The organism is Sphingobacterium hotanense (assembly GCF_008274825.1).
GTDB lineage: Bacteria > Bacteroidota > Bacteroidia > Sphingobacteriales > Sphingobacteriaceae > Sphingobacterium > Sphingobacterium hotanense.
The window spans coordinates 117,612-135,465 of sequence record NZ_CP030848.1 but is presented as its reverse complement, the minus strand read 5'-3'; the positions used below and the strand labels follow the sequence as shown (position 1 = coordinate 135,465).

Sequence of the window (17,854 nt, the reverse complement as noted above, 5' to 3'; positions counted from 1 at the left end):
TTTTAAAAGCTGAGTCCTAGATTCATCGTAACTGTTCTAGCAAAAGGATAATCGATGCCACGCTCGTTGACGATACTGGAAAGATGCATCAGGTCGTTAGAAACCATCCCGATTTGGAAGGATTTGGCTCCAATACGCTCCAGCCACCGCAGCTTTTGAGACCGGTAAGAGACAGAGACGGACTGCAGTATCAGTTCGTTGTTGTCCTGAATGAAGCGCGAGCTCATCGGCGTATAGGATAAGTCGGAAATACTTTTGAACTGGGCCAAATCACCTGGCTTTTGCCAGCGATCGGACAGGGCCCGGCGGTCTTGGTTATATCCGAGGTTGCCCTGCGAGATATTCTCGACCTTATGGTAGAGCGTCTGCATAAAAGCCTGCCCTCCAAAGCGGTAACGAAACGACATCTGAAACTGAAATCCTTTATAAAAAAGGCTGGTATTGAAATTTCCGTCGAGCGTCGCTCGGGTACTTCCCATTCTCCTCTCATGCTGGTTGTCGTACACAAAGGTCTCCTCCCCGTCCAGCTTCTCGAACATTTCCCTTCCCGTGGCTGGATCGATGCCTAATGAAGGTACTGCCCACAGGTCGTCAGGACTGCCCCCATCATAATAACGGATCATATTTTTGTTCAGGTTGTTCTTGTTAAACTCGGCAAGCTGATTCCCTATATTTTCAAAGGTTGACTTATTATTTGTCGCCGACACCCCTAGTCTCCAGAAGAAATCTGACCGCAGAATCGGTGCGATGCTCAAATCGGCCTCGATGCCCTGGGTCACCAGGGTCCCTAAGTTTTCTGAAAACTGAGAAGTCCCGTTGGAGGAAGGAAGGCTCATCCGGACCAGAAGCGGATCGGTTAACTTGGTATACTGGTTTAATGTCAAACGTATCCGATCGCGTAAGGCGACGAAGTCCAGCCCAAAATTACGATTGAACGTTTTCTGCCAAGCCAAGTTGGGATTGCCAAACTCCTGAATCAGCAGGGCCGGTCCGAAAGGATTGGAGACCTGGGTTTGATAGGCGTAAATCGCTGTGGCAATATAATCGTTAAAATTCTGATTGCCCAGATTCCCTATCGATGCCCGCAGTTTTAGCTGACCGAGCCACGATGAAGCATCCGCCATGAAGGGTTCATTGTGCAAGTTCCACGCCCCTCCAACGCTCCAGATGGTGGTGAACTTCTTGTTGACGCCATAAATGGAAGACCCATCCACGCGCAGATTCGCATCAAACAGATAGCGCAGTTTATAGCCATAGTTCGTATTTAATAAAAAGCCGACTTCACGCCTGTTGAGATCCCTATATCCGGGGCGATCCGAAGGGAGATAGGCAGCGGCGAGCGCGGGGTTAATGATTTCATCATCCGCAAAACCCTGAATCCTAAAACTCGCTGTTTTGCTGTGTCGGCTGTTTAAAATCGATCCGGCGACCAGATTAAACGTGTGGTGGTTCCGGCTCTTACCATAAGTCAGGGTGGCCATACTGTTGTAGTTCATGATTTTCTCATTTGATTCGGCATACTCCCCTTTGTTGAGCAAAGGGACCTCATTAAAACGAGAATCGTGTGGCGAGATAAACTGTTCATGTCCCGCTCGCCCTTGCAGAAGTCCAATGTTCATGCGAAAGTTCAGTCCGGCCAGTATTCGCCAATCCAGGCTAAAATTATTAATGATCTCCTGGTTTGCCGTCTTATCCAGATTGTTGTTGTTTAAATCGTAGAGGGGGTTCGCTCGGCCGGCGGTCGGTACCCCGTCAACATACTCCAAAAATTTATCCACTTCGCCCAGCGAATTATATTTTCGGTAATAGGGGTTGGTGAGCGCAAACTGACTGAAGAGCACCTGCTGGTCTGAGGCTTCGGAAAAACGTACGTTCAACTCATTGCTGAAAGAAAACCCCTTAACACGGTAGATCAGTTTTACGCTACCGTCAGTCACATCTCTTTTGGAGCCACGCATCACCCCCGGGGTAAGCGCCTTATTCAGTCCGACCGTATATTGAAAGGCTTGATCGCCCCCAAAAACATTCAGATCGTGCACCTGACCTACGGCTAGCTGCAGGGGCTCATTCAGCCAATAGCTATCTACCCCCCGTTCGACCTCGCGGAGCCTTTGAAAATACAGCGATTCCTTGCCGTAAATGTTATCGATGATATGTTCGTTCTGATCGACTTTTCCATACTCACCGGCGAGCAGTTCAAAGCGCAGCTTTTCTCTGGCGTTCATTAAGTTATAATCGGAAAGATCAGCAGCGCTGAACTGCGAACGTAGCTGATAGCTCAGTCCTAATTTCCCGGGCTTGGGCTTGACGGTTTCCACTACCACCACTCCGTTGGCACCTTTGGAGCCGTACATCGCAGTCGCGGTGGCATCTTTCAGAATCGTTATCGAGCCCACCCTGTCCATGCTAAGATCCCGTATACGGTCCATCGAGGTCTCGAATCCGTCGATGATAAATAACGGCTGATTTGGATTGGTTCCATAGGAATCATCTAAATCCGCTACGCTGGTCTTTCCGCGAATCTCGATGTTCAGGGGCTGGTTGGGATCCGAACCGAATGCATTATTCTCGACAATCCTGAATGAGGGATCGATGATATTCAAGCTCTGAAGGACATTCTGGCCGCTCACCTGCCGCAGATCATCTCCCGAATAGCTCGAAGCGGCTCCCGAAAAACTCTCTTTGCGGCGCGTGAAAATCCCGGTAACCACCACGTCCTGGATCTGTTGCTTCTTTTCTGTCAACTTCACCATAAGCGCACCCAAGTCGCTGGTATTCAAGGGTATTCTCTGCGTCTCCATGCCTAATACGGAAACTTCTGCAACCTGCCCCTGCAGCCCTGCCGGATACTGAATTTGGAATGCTCCATCAGCGTTGCTCTTGGTCTGATATGAACTGCCAAGTATCCGGATAGTTGCATCTGCAATTGGGGAACCACTATCCAGACGCGTCACACGGCCCGCTAAGGTAGCGGGAGCTGCATCGCGCGCCGTGGTAGGCCGCGCCTGAGCGCGATCAATCTTGGAAAGACCGATCATCTTATTCTCGATCGAAAATTTGAATGGTTCTGTCTTGGTTACCTCTTCCAAAAATTTTTTTAAATCCATATTCACCGCATGGATCGTGATCGGCTTGGCTCGCTGGATCTCTAGTTTGCTACCGAAAACGGTGTAATCTGTCTGCTGCCGGATAGCATCCAGTACCTTTGCAAAAGGGATGTTCTCTCCTGACAGGCTGATTTGCTGCCCTGATACAAATGGAAGGCAACAGCAGAGGAAGAAGAGAGTCAAAAGACTGTTTTTGGACATCATTGTTTCTAATTTATGTTTCATTGGTTAAATAGGTTAAACATTGGCGGAACTTGCACCATTTGGCATCAAAGGAGAAAACATCAAGGGTTACTTCTTGATAATTAGCTTCCTATTGGGTATGTCAAGCGTATAGGACACCTTCGCTACATCCAATAGTCGTAGAATGAGCTTAAAATCGTCATCGCGATAAGCATCGCCTGTCAGTTCTACTTGCGGGACGCCGTCGGGATAGACTACACTGATGCCGTACCAGAGGCTAACTTCATCAAGCACTTGGTCTAGTGCCTTGTTGTTGAAATCGAACTTCCCATGGCGCCAGGCGACATAGCTATCCGTAGCAACGGTCCTCACGCTGGCTTTTCCGTTTTGCACTGTCCACTGTTGGTCTGGTTTTAACGTGTACCTTTGTCCTGCCTGGTCTACCGCGACTTTCCCTTCTAGCAACGTCGTATGGGCATAGGATAAACCCGGGTAATCATGGATATTGAACTCGGTGCCCAAGACCTCGATATGCTGGCGTGCTGTCCTGACGCGAAAAGGAATGCGATGACCGTTCGCATCGCTTTTTTGCGCTACCTTAAAAAAGACCTCACCGACCACCTCGACTTCCCTGGCCGATTGCGCAAACCGATGTGGGTAACGCAGCACCGAATTGGCATTCAGCCAAACCTGAGTTCCATCGGACAATACGACCCGAAACTGCTTTCCGTGTGGGGTCTCCAAAGCGATCGGTTGCCTCTGAAGCTTTTCTTGAATCGACTCGCTGTCCACGAGGACTCCGCCCTGCGCATAGGTAATCTCCTCTCGGGAAATCAGACCGTTCGAGTCGGGGCGAAGCTCGATCACCGTCCCATCACCAAGCCTTAACCGTGCCTGCTCAGTAGGCAGGGTCAACGCTTGCGCATCGGCATGCATTGGGGCTTGCTGGCTACGCCGGTATTGAAAGAAGGATAATCCCGCAATGATGAACAGCAGCAGGATTGCCGCTGCGCGCCATAACCACAGGTTCTTTTTCCGCACAGTGCCAGCCAAGGCGCCTGTCATCACTTCATCCGCTTGAACTCGTTGGACTATGCTGTTAAGGATCCGGTTTTTAAGCTGCTCTTGCTCCAAGGGTTCGTCTGTTTCTATGTGGGCTTTGGTATCATCAAAAGAGGTATACCATTCCACAAGTTGCTGAAACTCCTGTTTACTGATGTTCCCCCGCTTAAAACGGTCGGCTAATTGCTCGATGTCTGGGATATTTTTCATAAAGGTTCTGTTCGATCATACCTATAGACCAAAAAAAAACCACTAGGGGTGAGTGGTATTAAAAAAAATTAACGATAGATAACCAGTGAGATCAGTACTGCCAGGGAAAACAGATCCAAATTGTCTCTTAAATCGCTGTTAGCTTTCTTTAGGTGGGACTTTACGGTGTTTGGGGAAATATGTAATTTTTCTGCGATCTCATCCACGGACAGTCCTTCGCGGCGCCGCAGGGTAAAGACCAACTTGCATTGCGGGGGGAGGTTATCGATGGCGGCGTTGAACTGCTGTTCAAGCTCTTTCAGCATCATGCTGCGTTCCGGGTTTAGCGGTTCAATGTCCTGTTGATGTCCCAGCTGCTGGTTCTTCTGCTGGGCACGGTACCTCCTGCTTAGTACCGTAAAAACCTGGTTCCTTACCGAATGCGCGAGATAATTCTGAAGGCTTTGATTCTTCAATTTAAAATCTTTCCGGACTGCCCAGAATTTGCAGAAAACATCCTGCACACATTCTTCGGACTCTTCAATATTTTGTAGCCTATTGTAAGCGACCGCAAACAGCTTGTCCCAGTAACGATTGTATAGTTCTGTAAATACATGTATTTTACCGGATTGTATCAAATCCAATAGCTGGTGGTCTGTATGGAGGCTTAGGTTATTCATTAGCTATCTAATAACTGCAAATATAGAAAAATTACATAGATTGATTTTAGGCCTCGCAAATCCGCCGGCAATTCTTCTCCTCCCAAAATTGTGGAATTCACTTTCCAGGCCGTTGACGGTATCTAAAAAGCTGCTCTTCACCTGAAGGTCCCATGATGTCTAGAAAGCGCAAATACCCGCGAGCTATGGATGGAACGCATCAACCGATCAAAGAATTAGTGACCTTCAGATCGACTTCTGATCACAGCATAACCAATGGCTCGGCGCCCCGTAAATCATCGAGCAATATGAGGTTCGCAAAGCGTTCTAGTTCTTCTCTCGGCTAGTGCAAGTATTTTTTCACCACTCCACCGTTTTCATCGAGAAATTGACCAGCGATTTGGCTTGATCCGTCTTATTATATTCTGCCCAGAAAAAAATAAAGCAACCCAATTTGCTTGGCCACCAGAAGCAACAGCGGGGATACAAGTTTTTGATGGCCTTAGGCAACAGACCTTACAGAAAAAAGCCAACCCGAGGTGAGGTTGGCCATTCAATTACAAAATTACCAGGATTTCTCCGGATCATCAAATATACCACTTCCGCACTATAAGTAGAATAACTTTGCGAAAAATTCTGTGTACTATTGCTATAGTCGATGAATTCAGCTCAGTTCTCTAAAGCTCAACAAGAGCGCACAGCAAAATCGGTGCAGCACAAGAAATGGAGCGGTAGGTTATTGCGTGCGCTAAGCAAAAAAAGGAGTTTCGGCGTTAGTTCTTTCGTTCCAGCAGCCACCATTATCAAAGAAACTAAGGTCGGTTCGGCATTTCGAATCTGTATTCATTCATCGCAATAGCGCTCGTTCCGATGCTGCTAGGTATCTCCTGAATGCCCGTGAAAAATAGCGAGTTGCTCCGTACAAGACAAATAACCCTGACTTGGGGGTCAGGGATTGAATATAGATGAAATCAACGTCGAACGATGTTGGATGGATGGGGGGAACAGGGGTAAAGAAACCTAGGACTGTTGATCGCGTAGCACCTTGATATGCTCATGGGCAGCCTGGTGCACAGACAGCTGATGGATTAACAAGGTTGCAAGGTCAGTGTAGTGCTGCACCGCAGCGAGTTCATGGATTTGTTTATAACTATTCTTGAATTCGTCTTCGCCCTTTTCACACAGCTCTAAAACGGCCTGCATGGTCGAGGTGGAGAGCGAGGTCTTTACATCCATCCATATACGAAAGATCTTTCCGCTAAACTTCGTGCCATCCACCTGCTCCCCACCTAACTGCTCTAGCAAGGAATTCAGCTGCGCGATAAATTCGGCTGATTGATCAGCATATTGTTGAAATAGATTCTGCAGCTCGCGAAGATGCTGCTCCTGGACGAGCTCAATGGCCTTCTGGTAGCCTGCTACTCGATCGTTATTAATCGTAATGGCCTGTCTTAGCAGTTCAATTTGTTGTAAATTCTTTTCCATGGGATATGCTTTTAGAATAAACACACACTCTAGGATTTCGTTCAATTTAATTTTTACTGAATTGTCGACACAACTCCGCTCAAAATAGTTTCCGATTTCTTGTAGTGTGGGGGGATGCATGTGTCCCGAATAAGCGAAAAAATTTCTCAGGGTAAACCAAATACGCGGTGAAGTGTTCAGGTTAGCAAGTAGATTTAAAATATATCCTATGAAGTATACATTCTTTTCGACACTAATAATCACCTCACTCCTATTTTTGGGGAGCTGCACCTCAGAACAGCGCTCTCAGGCATCCGAATCAGATTCAGCCTCCATGGAACTACACCAAGGTGACCAAGGCATTTCCGAGCTTCAATCCCGGGGTGATAGCACCTTTGTGATGAACATTGCACGCCTAGGCCTTGCGGAGCTCGCGGCAGCAGAACTTGCCTTGGAGCGTGTTCAAAACCCTGAGCTAACCCACTATGCAGCCGATATGATCAGTGCACAGCGGCGCGGCAACGCGGAGCTGAAAGCGCTGGCCATGGATAAGGGCATCCACTATCCGCAAGATCTAGATATCGAACATCGAAAGATTCTAGAAACGTTGAAGACCAAAACCGCCGAGGCCTTTAATATGGCCTATATCGACATTAGCCAGAATCACATGCAGCAGGCCATTGGCTACCTACAGGATGCAGCGCAAAGCTTAGAAGATAACGACCTGCGGAACTATGCCACCAAGACTCATGAAGAGTTTAAGGTGCTTTTGCAAAAGGTGAAAGATGTACGTGAGCAGCTCAACTAGCTTTACGCTCATCCCTTTTCAAGTTTAGCAGAACGCCGGCTCGCGCGATGAGGTGTGGAATAAAATTGTGGTATGGTATGGATTATCGAAGGATCACGGTTGATGACCCCCGTAACTCAATATGATTTGATTGAGCAACAGGAGGCCTATTGACGCCTTTGCCAAGCATTTTGATGATGAACGAACATCCTTTTCCATAGCAAAAAGCACCGACCTTTTTAACAAGCCGTACAAAGGATTGCAGGCTACCTTGCATCGCTGGCTGACCTTGTGGTGGCCAGCAGAGTAAGATCGTCTCCCAACCCACACTCAGCTGAAACCTGCCGCTCTTGTGATCTACATTCATTCCTAAACTCCCGCACGAAAGCCTTGCGGGTAGCAGCCCTCCAGAGCCGCCCCAAATACACGTAATCCATCAAAATCACGCTAGAGATGCGCAAAAGTTGTTGGCTGCCTGGGGGGATGAATGCAATCGGTGCGTTTCACCGTAATTTACAAACCTATCCTGAGGTGCTAAAGCGAATGTATTTACCTGTGTTTTTGTTCCGGAAAGTCAGCAACAGGGGCGTTTCGGGCGGGCTAAGATCCTCGTAATCGCTGCGCGTTGCAAAGAGCGCTCGAATTTTATCGAGCTCCAGCAGTACCTGTTCTCCATCCGGGCAGCGAAGATAGACTTCTTCGCTGTAGGCATCCGTATAACTTCCTTGTTGCTGCCGAATGATTGAAATCTCTCGGGGTCTAATTGCTTCTTCCATGCCTGTTTTTTTAGTTGTACTACGCCGTTGAGGAAATTTTCAAGTCCTTGGCGCTGGCGGACTTTTTAATCGCTTCAAGATATTTGCCGCGGAATACCTCGACCAGCTCACTAGGTAGGGCTACCTGGATAGAAAGCAGGTAACGTTGTACATCGATCTGCGTCGTGGTGATGCGCACGCGCGCCGTTGGACTCACCTCTTGTTCCGATTTGGCCAAGGCTATCAGTTCCTTTTTCCAGGACGCTAAATCCACCGGCTCCTCCACGGACAGCGACATGTTAAAATAGGTCTCGGAATTGGCCAAGGTCCAGTTAACCAGCCGTCCGGATAAAAGATCGCCATTTGGAATGATCACCCGAGCCCCGGTATCAGCCACAAGGGTACTGGATCGAATCCCGATCTCAACCACCTGACCTTTTTTATCGGCAAGCTCGACGTAATCCCCAAGCTTGAATGGCCGCTCAAAAATTAGAATAATACCCGAGACAAAGTTATTGACGACGTTTTGTAGCCCCAGCCCAATTCCAACGCTCAGGGCTCCGATGATCACGGTAAGCTTATCCAGTCCTAAACCCAGCATTCCTAAGGCCGCCAAGAATCCAATCACCACAATGACCAAACGAACTAAAGGTAGTAAGGTGACTACCGAGCCGCGTCGGGCAGAACGGCCACGGGAAAAGAAAGTTCCAAGTGAACGCTGAAGCTTATTGGCGAGCCAGAGCACCACCCCCGCAGTGATCAGATCGCCATAGCCTATACCCATCCCCGCTACGGTAAGCTGCCTTTGGAGAAACAGTCTTAAATGCCGCCAGGCCTCACTTGATAAATGAAGGTTCGACAACAGCACCACCAAAACCAGCGCGAGGCTACAAAGCACAATGAGCCGATCCAGGCTCCGTAGCGCCTTGGTCTGGTCCATGTGCGCGAAAAAGGAGTCACTACGCGGTCTATCGAACATGCTTTCCAGATCATGAAGAAGCATATCCCGGAATGTTCTTAACGAAAGTGCTTGGACCAAACCCAGCGTGGCCGTTAGGCTGGCAATGCGCGCTACATTAAGGTAGCCGAGCATATTGAGTAGCACACTGGCCGTATGGCATCCAATGAGCAGCCAGACGATCGCCATCGGCAGAAAGCCTATCGGATTATCTTTGTCAGTTTTCTTTCCAAAATTCCACAAAATAACGATCCCAACGACATTAGCCAAGATGGCAATTCCTTGGATTAGCTGACCTTCATGCAGGAATAAATTCGTCAGAATAAGCAGCAGATAATAAAAAAATAGCGCGTGGATTACGCGGCGTTTGAAGCTGGATAATTCCTTATAAAGCAGCAGATACAGGATAACAAAGATGGTGAAGAATAGAATCTCCAGCGTCCAGACGGGAATGGTCGGGTAGGATAAAGGGAAGAGGACAAGAAAAAGCAACGCCGTTTTCAGAATCGGTATATGCAGGGGCTGGCTCTTGTAAAGCGGAAGCTCATCCTTTTGCTTGGATGTTCGCGCCGCTTTGTATATCCAATAAAAATAGAGGAAACTCAGCAACAAGAGTACGAATTGTCCATGCCATGCCGACAAAGAGAGCAAGGGTGCGCTCACCCCGTCCTTGGTGAGATTCTTATCGGCAACTTTCTTGAGCCTTGGAATCCAAAGTTCCCTAGGGGCCTGCCTGGATTCACGCAAAACGATTTCTTCACGAAGTTTATCGAAAAGGTTGAGCTGATGGGTGATTTCGCTGATCAGGTAATTCGCTTCCCGCTCCATCAGCAGCAAGGAATCCTTCCGATCCGTCTGCTGCACCAAGGAATCTGCTATTTGTAGCTTCGGCCTACCCATACTGTCTTGCGATATCCCGTTGCTTCCTACCCGTGAGAGCGCCTGCTGGAAATTCCGCATGTCCGCATACAGCAATTGGAGCTGCCTTATCGCCGTGTCGACTTCAGCTTCTTGCGGCGTGGCGCGCTCCCAAGCTTGATTGCGTTTAATGCTATCCAAAATACGACCTTTCTGTGCAATAAAAGTCTTCCAGTCAGTGAAGGTATCTCCTGCCGAAAGGCTGTCTACCCTCAACGTAGAATCCTGCTGCTGTCCGCTAGCAAGCCCAAAAAGCAATAACCAAAAAATAATCCAGATCATCGGTTTAACGATGCGACCTAACAAATCCATATACGGTATCTTCATAGCTTCTAATCTTCATGCTCCCTTAACTTGCGCAGCTATCACCAGCCTGATGCCTCCACGCCGATGCAGCACGCTGTATGGATAACACCCTTTGGCGATAAATCGTTCGATGGAATTGGTTTGGTCTCGTTCTGCTTTGCTGGCAAGGGCAGGCCCCGTCGTATCGAAATAGTTTTCAATCTCTGTAAATAGCTCATAAAAGATGCTTAAATTTAAAGGAAGAGGCGTTGGGGAGTAATTTTTCACCAAATAATAGTTATTAACTATAATGGTCTCAACAAAGTATAAACCAAACTTATAATATTTGCTTATAGGCTATCAAAATTATTGATTTTCAACATGTTGTAAATCTTCCTATTTTTAACCTAATTAAAAAATGATATTAAAACAGAACAATTACTATGGAACATTCTAATGGAGACATCAGCAAGTGTCCTTTTCATAACGGCACCTTAAAGGCAACTGGCAGCGCAGGAAGAGGAACCCAGAACAAAGATTGGTGGCCCAACCAATTACCCTTGCACATCTTGAAGCAGCATTCCGAAAAGAGCAACCCGATGGGGTCCGATTTTGATTATGCAGAGGCTTTCAAAAGCTTAGATCTAGAAGCGCTTAAGCAAGATCTAAAACAACTCATGACCGACTCTCAAGATTGGTGGCCTGCAGATTTCGGACACTACGGTCCTTTGTTCATCCGCATGGCATGGCATAGCGCAGGTACCTACCGCGTGCAGGACGGTCGCGGCGGCGCAGGCGCAGGACAACAACGCTTCGCTCCGCTAAACTCATGGCCTGATAACGTATCTCTTGACAAAGCACGACGCCTTTTATGGCCAATTAAACAAAAATATGGACGTCAGATTTCCTGGGCGGATCTGATTATCTTGACGGGAAACATGGCGCTGGAATCCATGGGATTTAAAACCATCGGTTTCGCTGGCGGACGTCCGGATGTATGGGAACCGGACATGGACGTCTACTGGGGGTCTGAAAGAACTTGGTTAGGCGGCGATCTCCGTTATACACAGGGCTCGCAGGGCGTGGTGGAAGGTCGCGGCGTGGTCTCATCGGATGATAATGCCGATGGGGAAATCCATAGTCGCGACCTGGAAAATCCGCTGGCGGCCGTTCAAATGGGATTGATTTATGTGAATCCGGAGGGTCCCGACGGAAATCCAGATCCTGCCGCATCGGCTTTTGATATCCGCGATACCTTCAGCAGAATGGCGATGAACGACGAAGAAACCTTAGCACTTATCGCTGGTGGCCACACTTTCGGAAAGACGCACGGAGCGGCCTCTGCCGAGCACGTAGGGCCAGAGCCCGAGGCGGCAGACCTCGAGATGCAAGGCCTTGGCTGGAAAAATAGTTTTGGCACAGGGAATGCCGGTGACACGATCACCTCCGGGCTTGAAGTCACTTGGACGAGCAAACCTACCGAATGGTCTAACTTATTTCTTACCTATCTATATGGATTTGAGTGGGAACTGACCAAATCACCCGCGGGCGCCCATCAGTGGGTAGCGAAAGGTACTGGAAACATTATTCCCGATGCCCACGATCCATCGAAAAAACACCGTCCGACGATGCTCACATCCGATATTGCGCTGCGCGTAGACCCAATTTACGAAAAGATCGGCCGCCGCTTCTTAGACAACCCCGATGAGTTTGCGGATGCCTTTGGGAAGGCCTGGTTTAAATTGACCCACCGCGATATGGGACCGAAAGAACGCTACCTGGGTCCCGATGTTCCTCAAGAGGTATTCGTGTGGCAGGACCCCATCCCCGAGGTGACGCATGAACTGGTCACCCAGGGGGATATTGCCCAATTGAAACAGCAGATTTTAGGACTCGGTCTCAGCGTGGCAGAACTCGTCGGAACGGCATGGGCCTCAGCATCTACGTTCCGCGGCTCGGATAAACGCGGAGGGGCGAATGGTGCGCGCATTCGACTGGAACCGATGAAGAACTGGGAAGTAAACAACCCTATACAACTCGACAAGGTACTTAAGGCTTTAGAAAACCTTCAATCAGAATTCAACGCCACCGGAAAGACAATTTCCTTTGCGGATCTGATCATTCTGGCAGGAGCAGCAGGAATTGAGCAAGCAGCAAGAAACGCCGGTAAGGATCTTTCGGTTCCTTTTAACCCTGGCCGTGGAGACGCACCTCAAGAAATGACGGACGTGGCCTCATTGAAGTGGTTGGAGCCGATCGCCGACGGCTTTAGAAATTACCGCAAATTACCAAATAAGGATGTCTCCACCGAAGAGCTTCTCATTGACAAGGCGCAGCTGTTGCAGCTGACCGCTCCTGAGCTAACGGTTCTTTTGGGAGGTCTCCGCTCGATCAATATCAACTACGACAACTCCAACAATGGTATCTTGACCGACCGGCCTGGACAATTGACTAACGATTTCTTCATCAACCTGCTGGATATGGGAACCCAATGGAAAGCCATGGATGAATCCAAGGAAATCTATCTAGGCAGTGACAGAAAAACCGGTGACCCACGATGGACTGCTACCCGTGCAGACTTAGTCTTCGGATCGAACTCAGAACTTCGCGCGGTAGCAGAAGTCTATGCGTCTGCTGATGCACAAGATAAGTTTTATGAAGATTTTGTCGACGCATGGAATAAGGTCATGAATGCGGATCGCTATGATCTCAAATAATTTTCTTTTATATGCTTATCACAAACCATGGTCGGGAGAAATTCCGGCCATTGTTCATTTAATACCTACGCCAAAGCGCACCAGCCCCCCAAAAGAGCATTTAACGGCCTTTCCACCTAACCAACGCTAAACGTTGCCGTTTTTTCAGGCGAAAAAATCCAAACCTGCTAGAGGGACGCCTGATACTCGAAGAACAGGGGCAAAAAATACCTCCGATTCATGTACACATGAAGCGGAGGCTCTCAATCACATTAACTTAACTATTTACAATTTACTTTTTATTTGCGCTTGACAAAGCAATGTCGGTCAACAACGAATCGGTCTGCTTTTCCTCTTCAAGCGTCTGGAAAAGCGTCTCCTGCGCCTGTTTATGCCCCATTAATTTGGCGTACGTCACCACACATCCGTAGCTGGCGATTTCATAATGCTCAACTTTCTGGGCTGCAGCAATTAATGCCGCGTCGATCACATCTGCGTCATCTTGAAATTCTTCAATAATTTCTTCAGCTTCCGCCAGTAACCCCTCCATCGCCTTACATTTCTTGCCGCGCGCACTCATACCCAATTCTTCAAACACGGACTTCAACCGTTCAATTTGCCCTTCAGTCTGTTGATAGTGAGTTTTAAACGCATCTTTCAATTGCTCGCTCTGGGCAGCATTTTCCATTTTCTTTAACCCTTTAAGCAATTGACGCTCGGCGCCAAGTATGTCTCTCAGTTCATCAACAAATAATTCATGCAAATGTGCATTTGCTTGCTTACTGGTATCTTTCTGTTTTGCCATGCTATTTAAATTTATTGTTTATGGAAAGAACGGAGTATGGGGGGATTGGTTGGCAGCCTAGCTCATTTCAGGTATAAAATCATCTAGGAGGTATAAATAGCAAAACAAACACGTATTTACCGGGGCGCCGCTAGCTCGCCCGTTCCTTAGCCATACTGCAGAACAATAGGTTATCTTCGAAAAATACAGCCCATTTGTATCCCACCTACCCGACGTTCGATAGCTTAGTCACTTCACTAATGACAGTCTACTTACACCATCCGACAACTTCTTGGAGAGTTGTGGGTTATTATCATAAAAACATATGGCAACAATTACAAAAATAAACTCATTTTGCGAAACAATCGAAGCGGGCGTGAGGGGCGCTGAGTTCACCGGCATCTCTAAAATGGGAAGGATCATTCGTGGATCCCTACAATTTTATGACGACGGTACTAACTTTGAAATCTTGACGTCCAATTTAAATTCAAGCAAAAATAAAGAAATGATCTGGCAGTATTTGCTGGATCAGCAGGCAAAACCATCGACGGCCGAAGACACACTGCCGTCTGTTCCATAAGGCCCAGCAGAGCCAGCAACTCCAGCATAGCAGCGCATCCAAAAAGGCCTCTGGCTAGCGCGATGAACTGTGAGCTCAACGAAGGGCCGGGCAGTACAAGCCGCTGCTCAACAAGGAAAAAAGCATAAATGCGAAAACAGTATTGGGTTAGGAAGACACCCAGCAGCGTGAGTCGTTTGCGCGATCTCTACTGTAGATGAATCCCGAAAACCTTCTTACAGAAAACGCAGCAAAAGCTCAGCAGACCCTATGAACCAGTGCCACGTGCCTAAAAATAATCCTGAATAAAAAAATCCTGCGTGTTACAGTATAAGAATGAATAAATAAAGAGATTTTTTGTATTGGTCTTCAGGCGCCGCTTCATATGTAACACGGGTTTATTTGCCTCGATGTCGAACATTTTCGCCAGCTCGAGGGAAGCTTCTATCGCCCAAATTCGCTGTTCTCCCTCCTTAACTTCTACCTGGTGATAATTCTTCAAGATATCGAATAAGGAGTTCTTTGCCAGATTATGCATCGTAAAACGTGGCAAGTTCTTGTCCGAGATGTAGGTTTCTTCGAACAAGGTCGGCAGGCCATCCACATAGCGTAGCCTAGAAAGATAGACCGATCCCAGCTCCTTTTCTTCCGCACTCAGCTCAAAATCGAATTTTTCGGGCCAAGGACGCCTAACCGGTTTGGTAATCATCGAGGTTCTCAGATCATGCTTGCCCACTCCTGCGGTAGATCCTTTCAGGGAAAGGATACCCAAGCCATTTTTAGGTTCAGAGACTATACTTCCTTTACCATGTTGCCGGACGATGTAGCCAAGATTGCTCAAGTCGCCCAGCGCTTGGCGCACCGTTGGGCGGGTCGTAAAATACATCTTGCAGAGATCATTCTCTGAGGGCAACAAATCACCTATTTCATAATAACCGGAATCTATTTTACTCTTTAATTCCTCAAACACCTTTTTATAAAGTGGTGTTCCTGACGATCTTTGCATAGGCACAAAAATTTGTTAATTGTTAACAAATATAGATGAACTGGGTCGGTTTTTCAACTCTTTTCTTGTATATACAGGATACATGCTAGCTAGGCAAGCAAATTCCAAGCAATAGAGATAAGGCAAATCGATCAGCATGAGATATAGCGGAGGAAAGTCGCTTCACTGGTTTTAAAGGAGTAACAATTAAGCATCCTGTCCTGGAGGGCTTAACCGCCAGGTTCGACCCGTTCAAGAAGACTGAAAAAGCCCTATTACCGCGAGTAAACGTCAACCCTGACGGGGTAGGTCTCCATGGAAAAGGGCCTGTTGATTCCCACACCGTCAGGCCCTTTTTTGCAATAAGTCACACTGTCCTATGAAAAACAATGTAGATTGAAGGTACAGAATTTAAACGAATAAGAAGCACCCGAAGAATTGCGAAACCTAAGGCTGACGAATCAATTGCGCCGGAAGAGCACTGCGCCGTATAAATGCTCGGCAAAGCGTCAAAAAAATAGCCCAGCGTCTACTGCCGCTAGGCTGATTAATTAACATATCAATGAAATCTTATTCCAAATATACTAAAACTAGCTAAAAAAAAGCCTAGTGCGTTGCGCGGCACTAAACCGAGCCAAATAAGCCGGGCGGCGATTAAGCTCCAAACCAATTATTAATCATGCAATATAAGTAAGAATGATCAGATTGGGAATTGAAATAAACAGAAGTTAAAGGCATCGTACTGATCAAACGTATCCAGGCATTTTACTGCGGCCCATAATAAGATCCAAAAGGATGTTTCGCATTTCCTTAAGGTGTAGTCTCTCCGCTCTTCACCCAAATAAAAATAAACCGAGCACTTATCCAAAGCAGAGAATACCTATATTCGATTACCAAAACTGAAAATTATGAAAACGCTGGTTATAATTCTTATTTCCATGAGAAGCTTTACTGCGCTGGCTCAGTTTGATAACATAAACTGGGGCATGTCAATGGAGCAGGTTATTCGGCTAGATAGCCTTAAGGATCCGATTCGTACAACAAGCACATTACAGCAGAAGGAGTATCTAGGGCCGTTACTTATTGAAAAGGTTTATTCGTTCGAAAAAGATAAACTCATAGGTTTAGCCTTGCTATATAGCAAATCCGACGTCAAATTGAACACCGAACAATACGCCTTGAAAACATTCAGCGAAGAAAACAGGATATTTTCAGACAGTTTTGGTGAACCTTATCGGGTTAAACTGGATGGCCCGTACTTTCGCGTCTGGAAGACATCTGAATTTAAACTAATCATTGAAGTTACTTATGACAAGGACGTAGGCTTTGCCGTAAAAAGAGAATATCTATTACCTGATTGGGACTACGAAGGAATCGACTACTAACCAAAACGACTATCATTTTTGCTTTTCTTCGGAATTTACTGTTGAACAGCGCAGGTTGCACGATCAACAAAAGCCGTACCTGAGGGGAATGCTACTTAGCTAGATGAGCTACATTAAATCCTAAAAATAACCGAAGATTGCAACCAGGATACCAATGAGGACAGCCCGCTTACTTCACCCAACATCCATATTTACCCTTTTATGAATTAAATCGCCTTCTTCCAGCCTATCCAATGCCTTATAATTGTTACCCGGTCGCTCGCTCCCTCCCATGACCCCTGGATCTCCGGGCGCAACAAAGCCATCCCGAAAATGGTTGGACAGATTCAGATTTTCTGCTTTGGCTGCCGGATTTCTACGTTGTTTCATAATATGATTAATACAGTAGCGTTGCAAAAGTAAACATATTTCTTATTTTTGCAACAATGTTGCGTTACAGGCGTAAATGGAATTAGATGATATCCCAAATCTTTGAACAATGGAAAAACTGCATGATCAACGACTGCAAAATCAGCCTGATCAAAGGTTTTGCAGAACAGCGATTAGCAGTTTACCAGGACGCGGAAAATATTGAAACACAAAAATTTGGTTCGCTGTATGGCGAACAGCATTTAAAAAATGATGCATTGGTTTGAACTGATTAAAAATAAAAAAGCCCAATGAAATTAAATGCACAGCTCTTATCACCGATTTTGCGATTGTATACATGTACGATGAGCTGCCGTTTCGGCCGCGAGCACGAACAAACCATTGCTGATAATTCCGAAAAAGAAATAAATGCTTACACAACATTTAAACAATCGGAGGGGTAAAAAAACAAACACCGAAAAATATGAGCGATAAAATATCACGCAGAACAGTCATAAAACAAGACAGCCTTGCATTAACCGCATTGTCGTTGCCTTTTCCATTAACCTCATCTGTAAAATTCAAAGTATGACAGACAATAAAGATTTTGATGTAATCATCATAGGCGGAAGCTATGCTGGACTTTCCGCAGCAATGGCTTTGGGACGTTCCCTGCGGAATGTATAAATTATTGACAGTGGCAAGCCCTGTAACCGACAGACGCCGCATT

At 46.9% G+C, this 17,854-nt stretch carries 15 protein-coding genes; 6 read left to right on the top strand and 9 right to left on the bottom strand.

The window, feature by feature from the left end; all coding sequences use genetic code 11:
- Positions 1-2: 2 nt before the first annotated feature.
- From DSM08_RS00650 to DSM08_RS00640, 3 genes are all read right to left on the bottom strand, one after another.
- Entirely contained in the window at positions 3-3,332 is a 3,330-nt protein-coding gene (locus tag DSM08_RS00650) for a SusC/RagA family TonB-linked outer membrane protein (RefSeq protein WP_149524322.1), read from the bottom strand.
- A 66-nt stretch (positions 3,333-3,398) separates the two neighbouring features.
- On the bottom strand, positions 3,399-4,562 hold the full coding sequence (locus DSM08_RS00645) for a FecR family protein (protein ID WP_149524321.1): 1,164 nt from the start codon (positions 4,560-4,562) through the stop codon (positions 3,399-3,401).
- Between the two features lie 68 nt (positions 4,563-4,630).
- Positions 4,631-5,221 carry an RNA polymerase sigma factor gene (locus DSM08_RS00640; RefSeq protein WP_149524320.1) on the bottom strand — a complete coding sequence of 197 codons (591 nt, stop codon included), beginning with the start codon at positions 5,219-5,221 and terminating at the stop codon, positions 4,631-4,633.
- 637 nt (positions 5,222-5,858) lie between these two features.
- Between DSM08_RS00640 and DSM08_RS00635 the strand changes: the two genes are divergently transcribed.
- On the top strand, positions 5,859-6,059 hold the full coding sequence (locus DSM08_RS00635) for a hypothetical protein (RefSeq protein WP_149524319.1): 201 nt from the start codon (positions 5,859-5,861) through the stop codon (positions 6,057-6,059).
- Between the two features lie 161 nt (positions 6,060-6,220).
- On the opposite strand, the gene DSM08_RS00630 is transcribed toward DSM08_RS00635, so the two are convergent.
- Positions 6,221-6,730 carry a PA2169 family four-helix-bundle protein gene (locus DSM08_RS00630; protein WP_187773926.1) on the bottom strand — a complete coding sequence of 170 codons (510 nt, stop codon included), beginning with the start codon at positions 6,728-6,730 and terminating at the stop codon, positions 6,221-6,223.
- A gap of 127 nt (positions 6,731-6,857) precedes the next feature.
- Here DSM08_RS00630 and DSM08_RS00625 point away from each other — a divergent pair, with 127 nt between their 5' ends.
- Entirely contained in the window at positions 6,858-7,472 is a 615-nt protein-coding gene (locus tag DSM08_RS00625) for a DUF4142 domain-containing protein (RefSeq protein WP_149524317.1), read from the top strand.
- A 500-nt stretch (positions 7,473-7,972) separates the two neighbouring features.
- Here DSM08_RS00625 and DSM08_RS00620 read toward each other — a convergent pair whose 3' ends face one another.
- A complete protein-coding gene (locus DSM08_RS00620; RefSeq protein ID WP_149524316.1) occupies positions 7,973-8,227 on the bottom strand; it encodes a hypothetical protein in 255 nt (84 codons plus the stop codon).
- 19 nt (positions 8,228-8,246) lie between these two features.
- Positions 8,247-10,409, bottom strand: coding sequence for a mechanosensitive ion channel family protein (locus tag DSM08_RS00615; RefSeq protein WP_149524315.1), 2,163 nt, complete (start codon positions 10,407-10,409; stop codon positions 8,247-8,249).
- A 401-nt stretch (positions 10,410-10,810) separates the two neighbouring features.
- On the opposite strand from DSM08_RS00615, the gene katG reads away from it, so the two are divergent.
- On the top strand, positions 10,811-13,084 hold the full coding sequence (katG, locus tag DSM08_RS00610; RefSeq protein WP_149524314.1) for a catalase/peroxidase HPI: 2,274 nt from the start codon (positions 10,811-10,813) through the stop codon (positions 13,082-13,084).
- 271 nt (positions 13,085-13,355) lie between these two features.
- Here the strand turns inward: katG and DSM08_RS00605 are convergent, their stop codons facing one another.
- Positions 13,356-13,868, bottom strand: a complete 513-nt coding sequence (locus DSM08_RS00605) for a YciE/YciF ferroxidase family protein (protein WP_149524313.1) — start codon at positions 13,866-13,868, stop codon at positions 13,356-13,358.
- A gap of 304 nt (positions 13,869-14,172) precedes the next feature.
- Here DSM08_RS00605 and DSM08_RS00600 point away from each other — a divergent pair, with 304 nt between their 5' ends.
- On the top strand, positions 14,173-14,427 hold the full coding sequence (locus DSM08_RS00600; protein WP_149524312.1) for a hypothetical protein: 255 nt from the start codon (positions 14,173-14,175) through the stop codon (positions 14,425-14,427).
- 268 nt (positions 14,428-14,695) lie between these two features.
- On the opposite strand, the gene DSM08_RS00595 is transcribed toward DSM08_RS00600, so the two are convergent.
- The gene (locus tag DSM08_RS00595) at positions 14,696-15,412 is read right to left on the bottom strand and encodes a GntR family transcriptional regulator (protein WP_149524311.1); all 717 of its coding nucleotides are present in this window, start codon (positions 15,410-15,412) and stop codon (positions 14,696-14,698) included.
- Positions 15,413-16,299: 887 nt separating this feature from the next.
- Here DSM08_RS00595 and DSM08_RS00590 point away from each other — a divergent pair.
- Entirely contained in the window at positions 16,300-16,776 is a 477-nt protein-coding gene (locus DSM08_RS00590; protein ID WP_187773925.1) for a hypothetical protein, read from the top strand.
- Positions 16,777-16,950: 174 nt separating this feature from the next.
- Here the strand turns inward: DSM08_RS00590 and DSM08_RS00585 are convergent, their stop codons facing one another.
- Positions 16,951-17,145, bottom strand: a complete 195-nt coding sequence (locus DSM08_RS00585; protein ID WP_149524309.1) for a hypothetical protein — start codon at positions 17,143-17,145, stop codon at positions 16,951-16,953.
- 122 nt (positions 17,146-17,267) lie between these two features.
- Here DSM08_RS00585 and DSM08_RS00580 point away from each other — a divergent pair, with 122 nt between their 5' ends.
- Positions 17,268-17,411: a hypothetical protein gene (locus DSM08_RS00580; RefSeq protein ID WP_246172376.1), complete on the top strand. Its 144-nt coding sequence runs from the start codon at positions 17,268-17,270 to the stop codon at positions 17,409-17,411.
- The last annotated feature ends 443 nt before the right edge of the window (positions 17,412-17,854 follow it).

What these genes read in the sequence shown, in the direction of transcription:
- DSM08_RS00650 (WP_149524322.1), bottom strand. Translation starts at nt 3,332, where the DNA reads ATGAAACATAAATTAGAAACAATGATGTCCAAAAACAGTCTTTTGACT.
- DSM08_RS00640 (WP_149524320.1), bottom strand. Translation starts at nt 5,221, where the DNA reads ATGAATAACCTAAGCCTCCATACAGACCACCAGCTATTGGATTTGATA.
- DSM08_RS00615 (WP_149524315.1), bottom strand. Translation starts at nt 10,409, where the DNA reads ATGAAGATACCGTATATGGATTTGTTAGGTCGCATCGTTAAACCGATG.
- DSM08_RS00595 (WP_149524311.1), bottom strand. Translation starts at nt 15,412, where the DNA reads ATGCAAAGATCGTCAGGAACACCACTTTATAAAAAGGTGTTTGAGGAA.
- DSM08_RS00645 (WP_149524321.1), bottom strand. Translation starts at nt 4,562, where the DNA reads ATGAAAAATATCCCAGACATCGAGCAATTAGCCGACCGTTTTAAGCGG.
- DSM08_RS00635 (WP_149524319.1), top strand. Translation starts at nt 5,859, where the DNA reads ATGAATTCAGCTCAGTTCTCTAAAGCTCAACAAGAGCGCACAGCAAAA.
- katG (WP_149524314.1), top strand. Translation starts at nt 10,811, where the DNA reads ATGGAACATTCTAATGGAGACATCAGCAAGTGTCCTTTTCATAACGGC.
- DSM08_RS00590 (WP_187773925.1), top strand. Translation starts at nt 16,300, where the DNA reads ATGAAAACGCTGGTTATAATTCTTATTTCCATGAGAAGCTTTACTGCG.
- DSM08_RS00580 (WP_246172376.1), top strand. Translation starts at nt 17,268, where the DNA reads ATGATCAACGACTGCAAAATCAGCCTGATCAAAGGTTTTGCAGAACAG.
- DSM08_RS00585 (WP_149524309.1), bottom strand. Translation starts at nt 17,145, where the DNA reads ATGAAACAACGTAGAAATCCGGCAGCCAAAGCAGAAAATCTGAATCTG.
- DSM08_RS00605 (WP_149524313.1), bottom strand. Translation starts at nt 13,868, where the DNA reads ATGGCAAAACAGAAAGATACCAGTAAGCAAGCAAATGCACATTTGCAT.
- DSM08_RS00620 (WP_149524316.1), bottom strand. Translation starts at nt 8,227, where the DNA reads ATGGAAGAAGCAATTAGACCCCGAGAGATTTCAATCATTCGGCAGCAA.
- DSM08_RS00600 (WP_149524312.1), top strand. Translation starts at nt 14,173, where the DNA reads ATGGCAACAATTACAAAAATAAACTCATTTTGCGAAACAATCGAAGCG.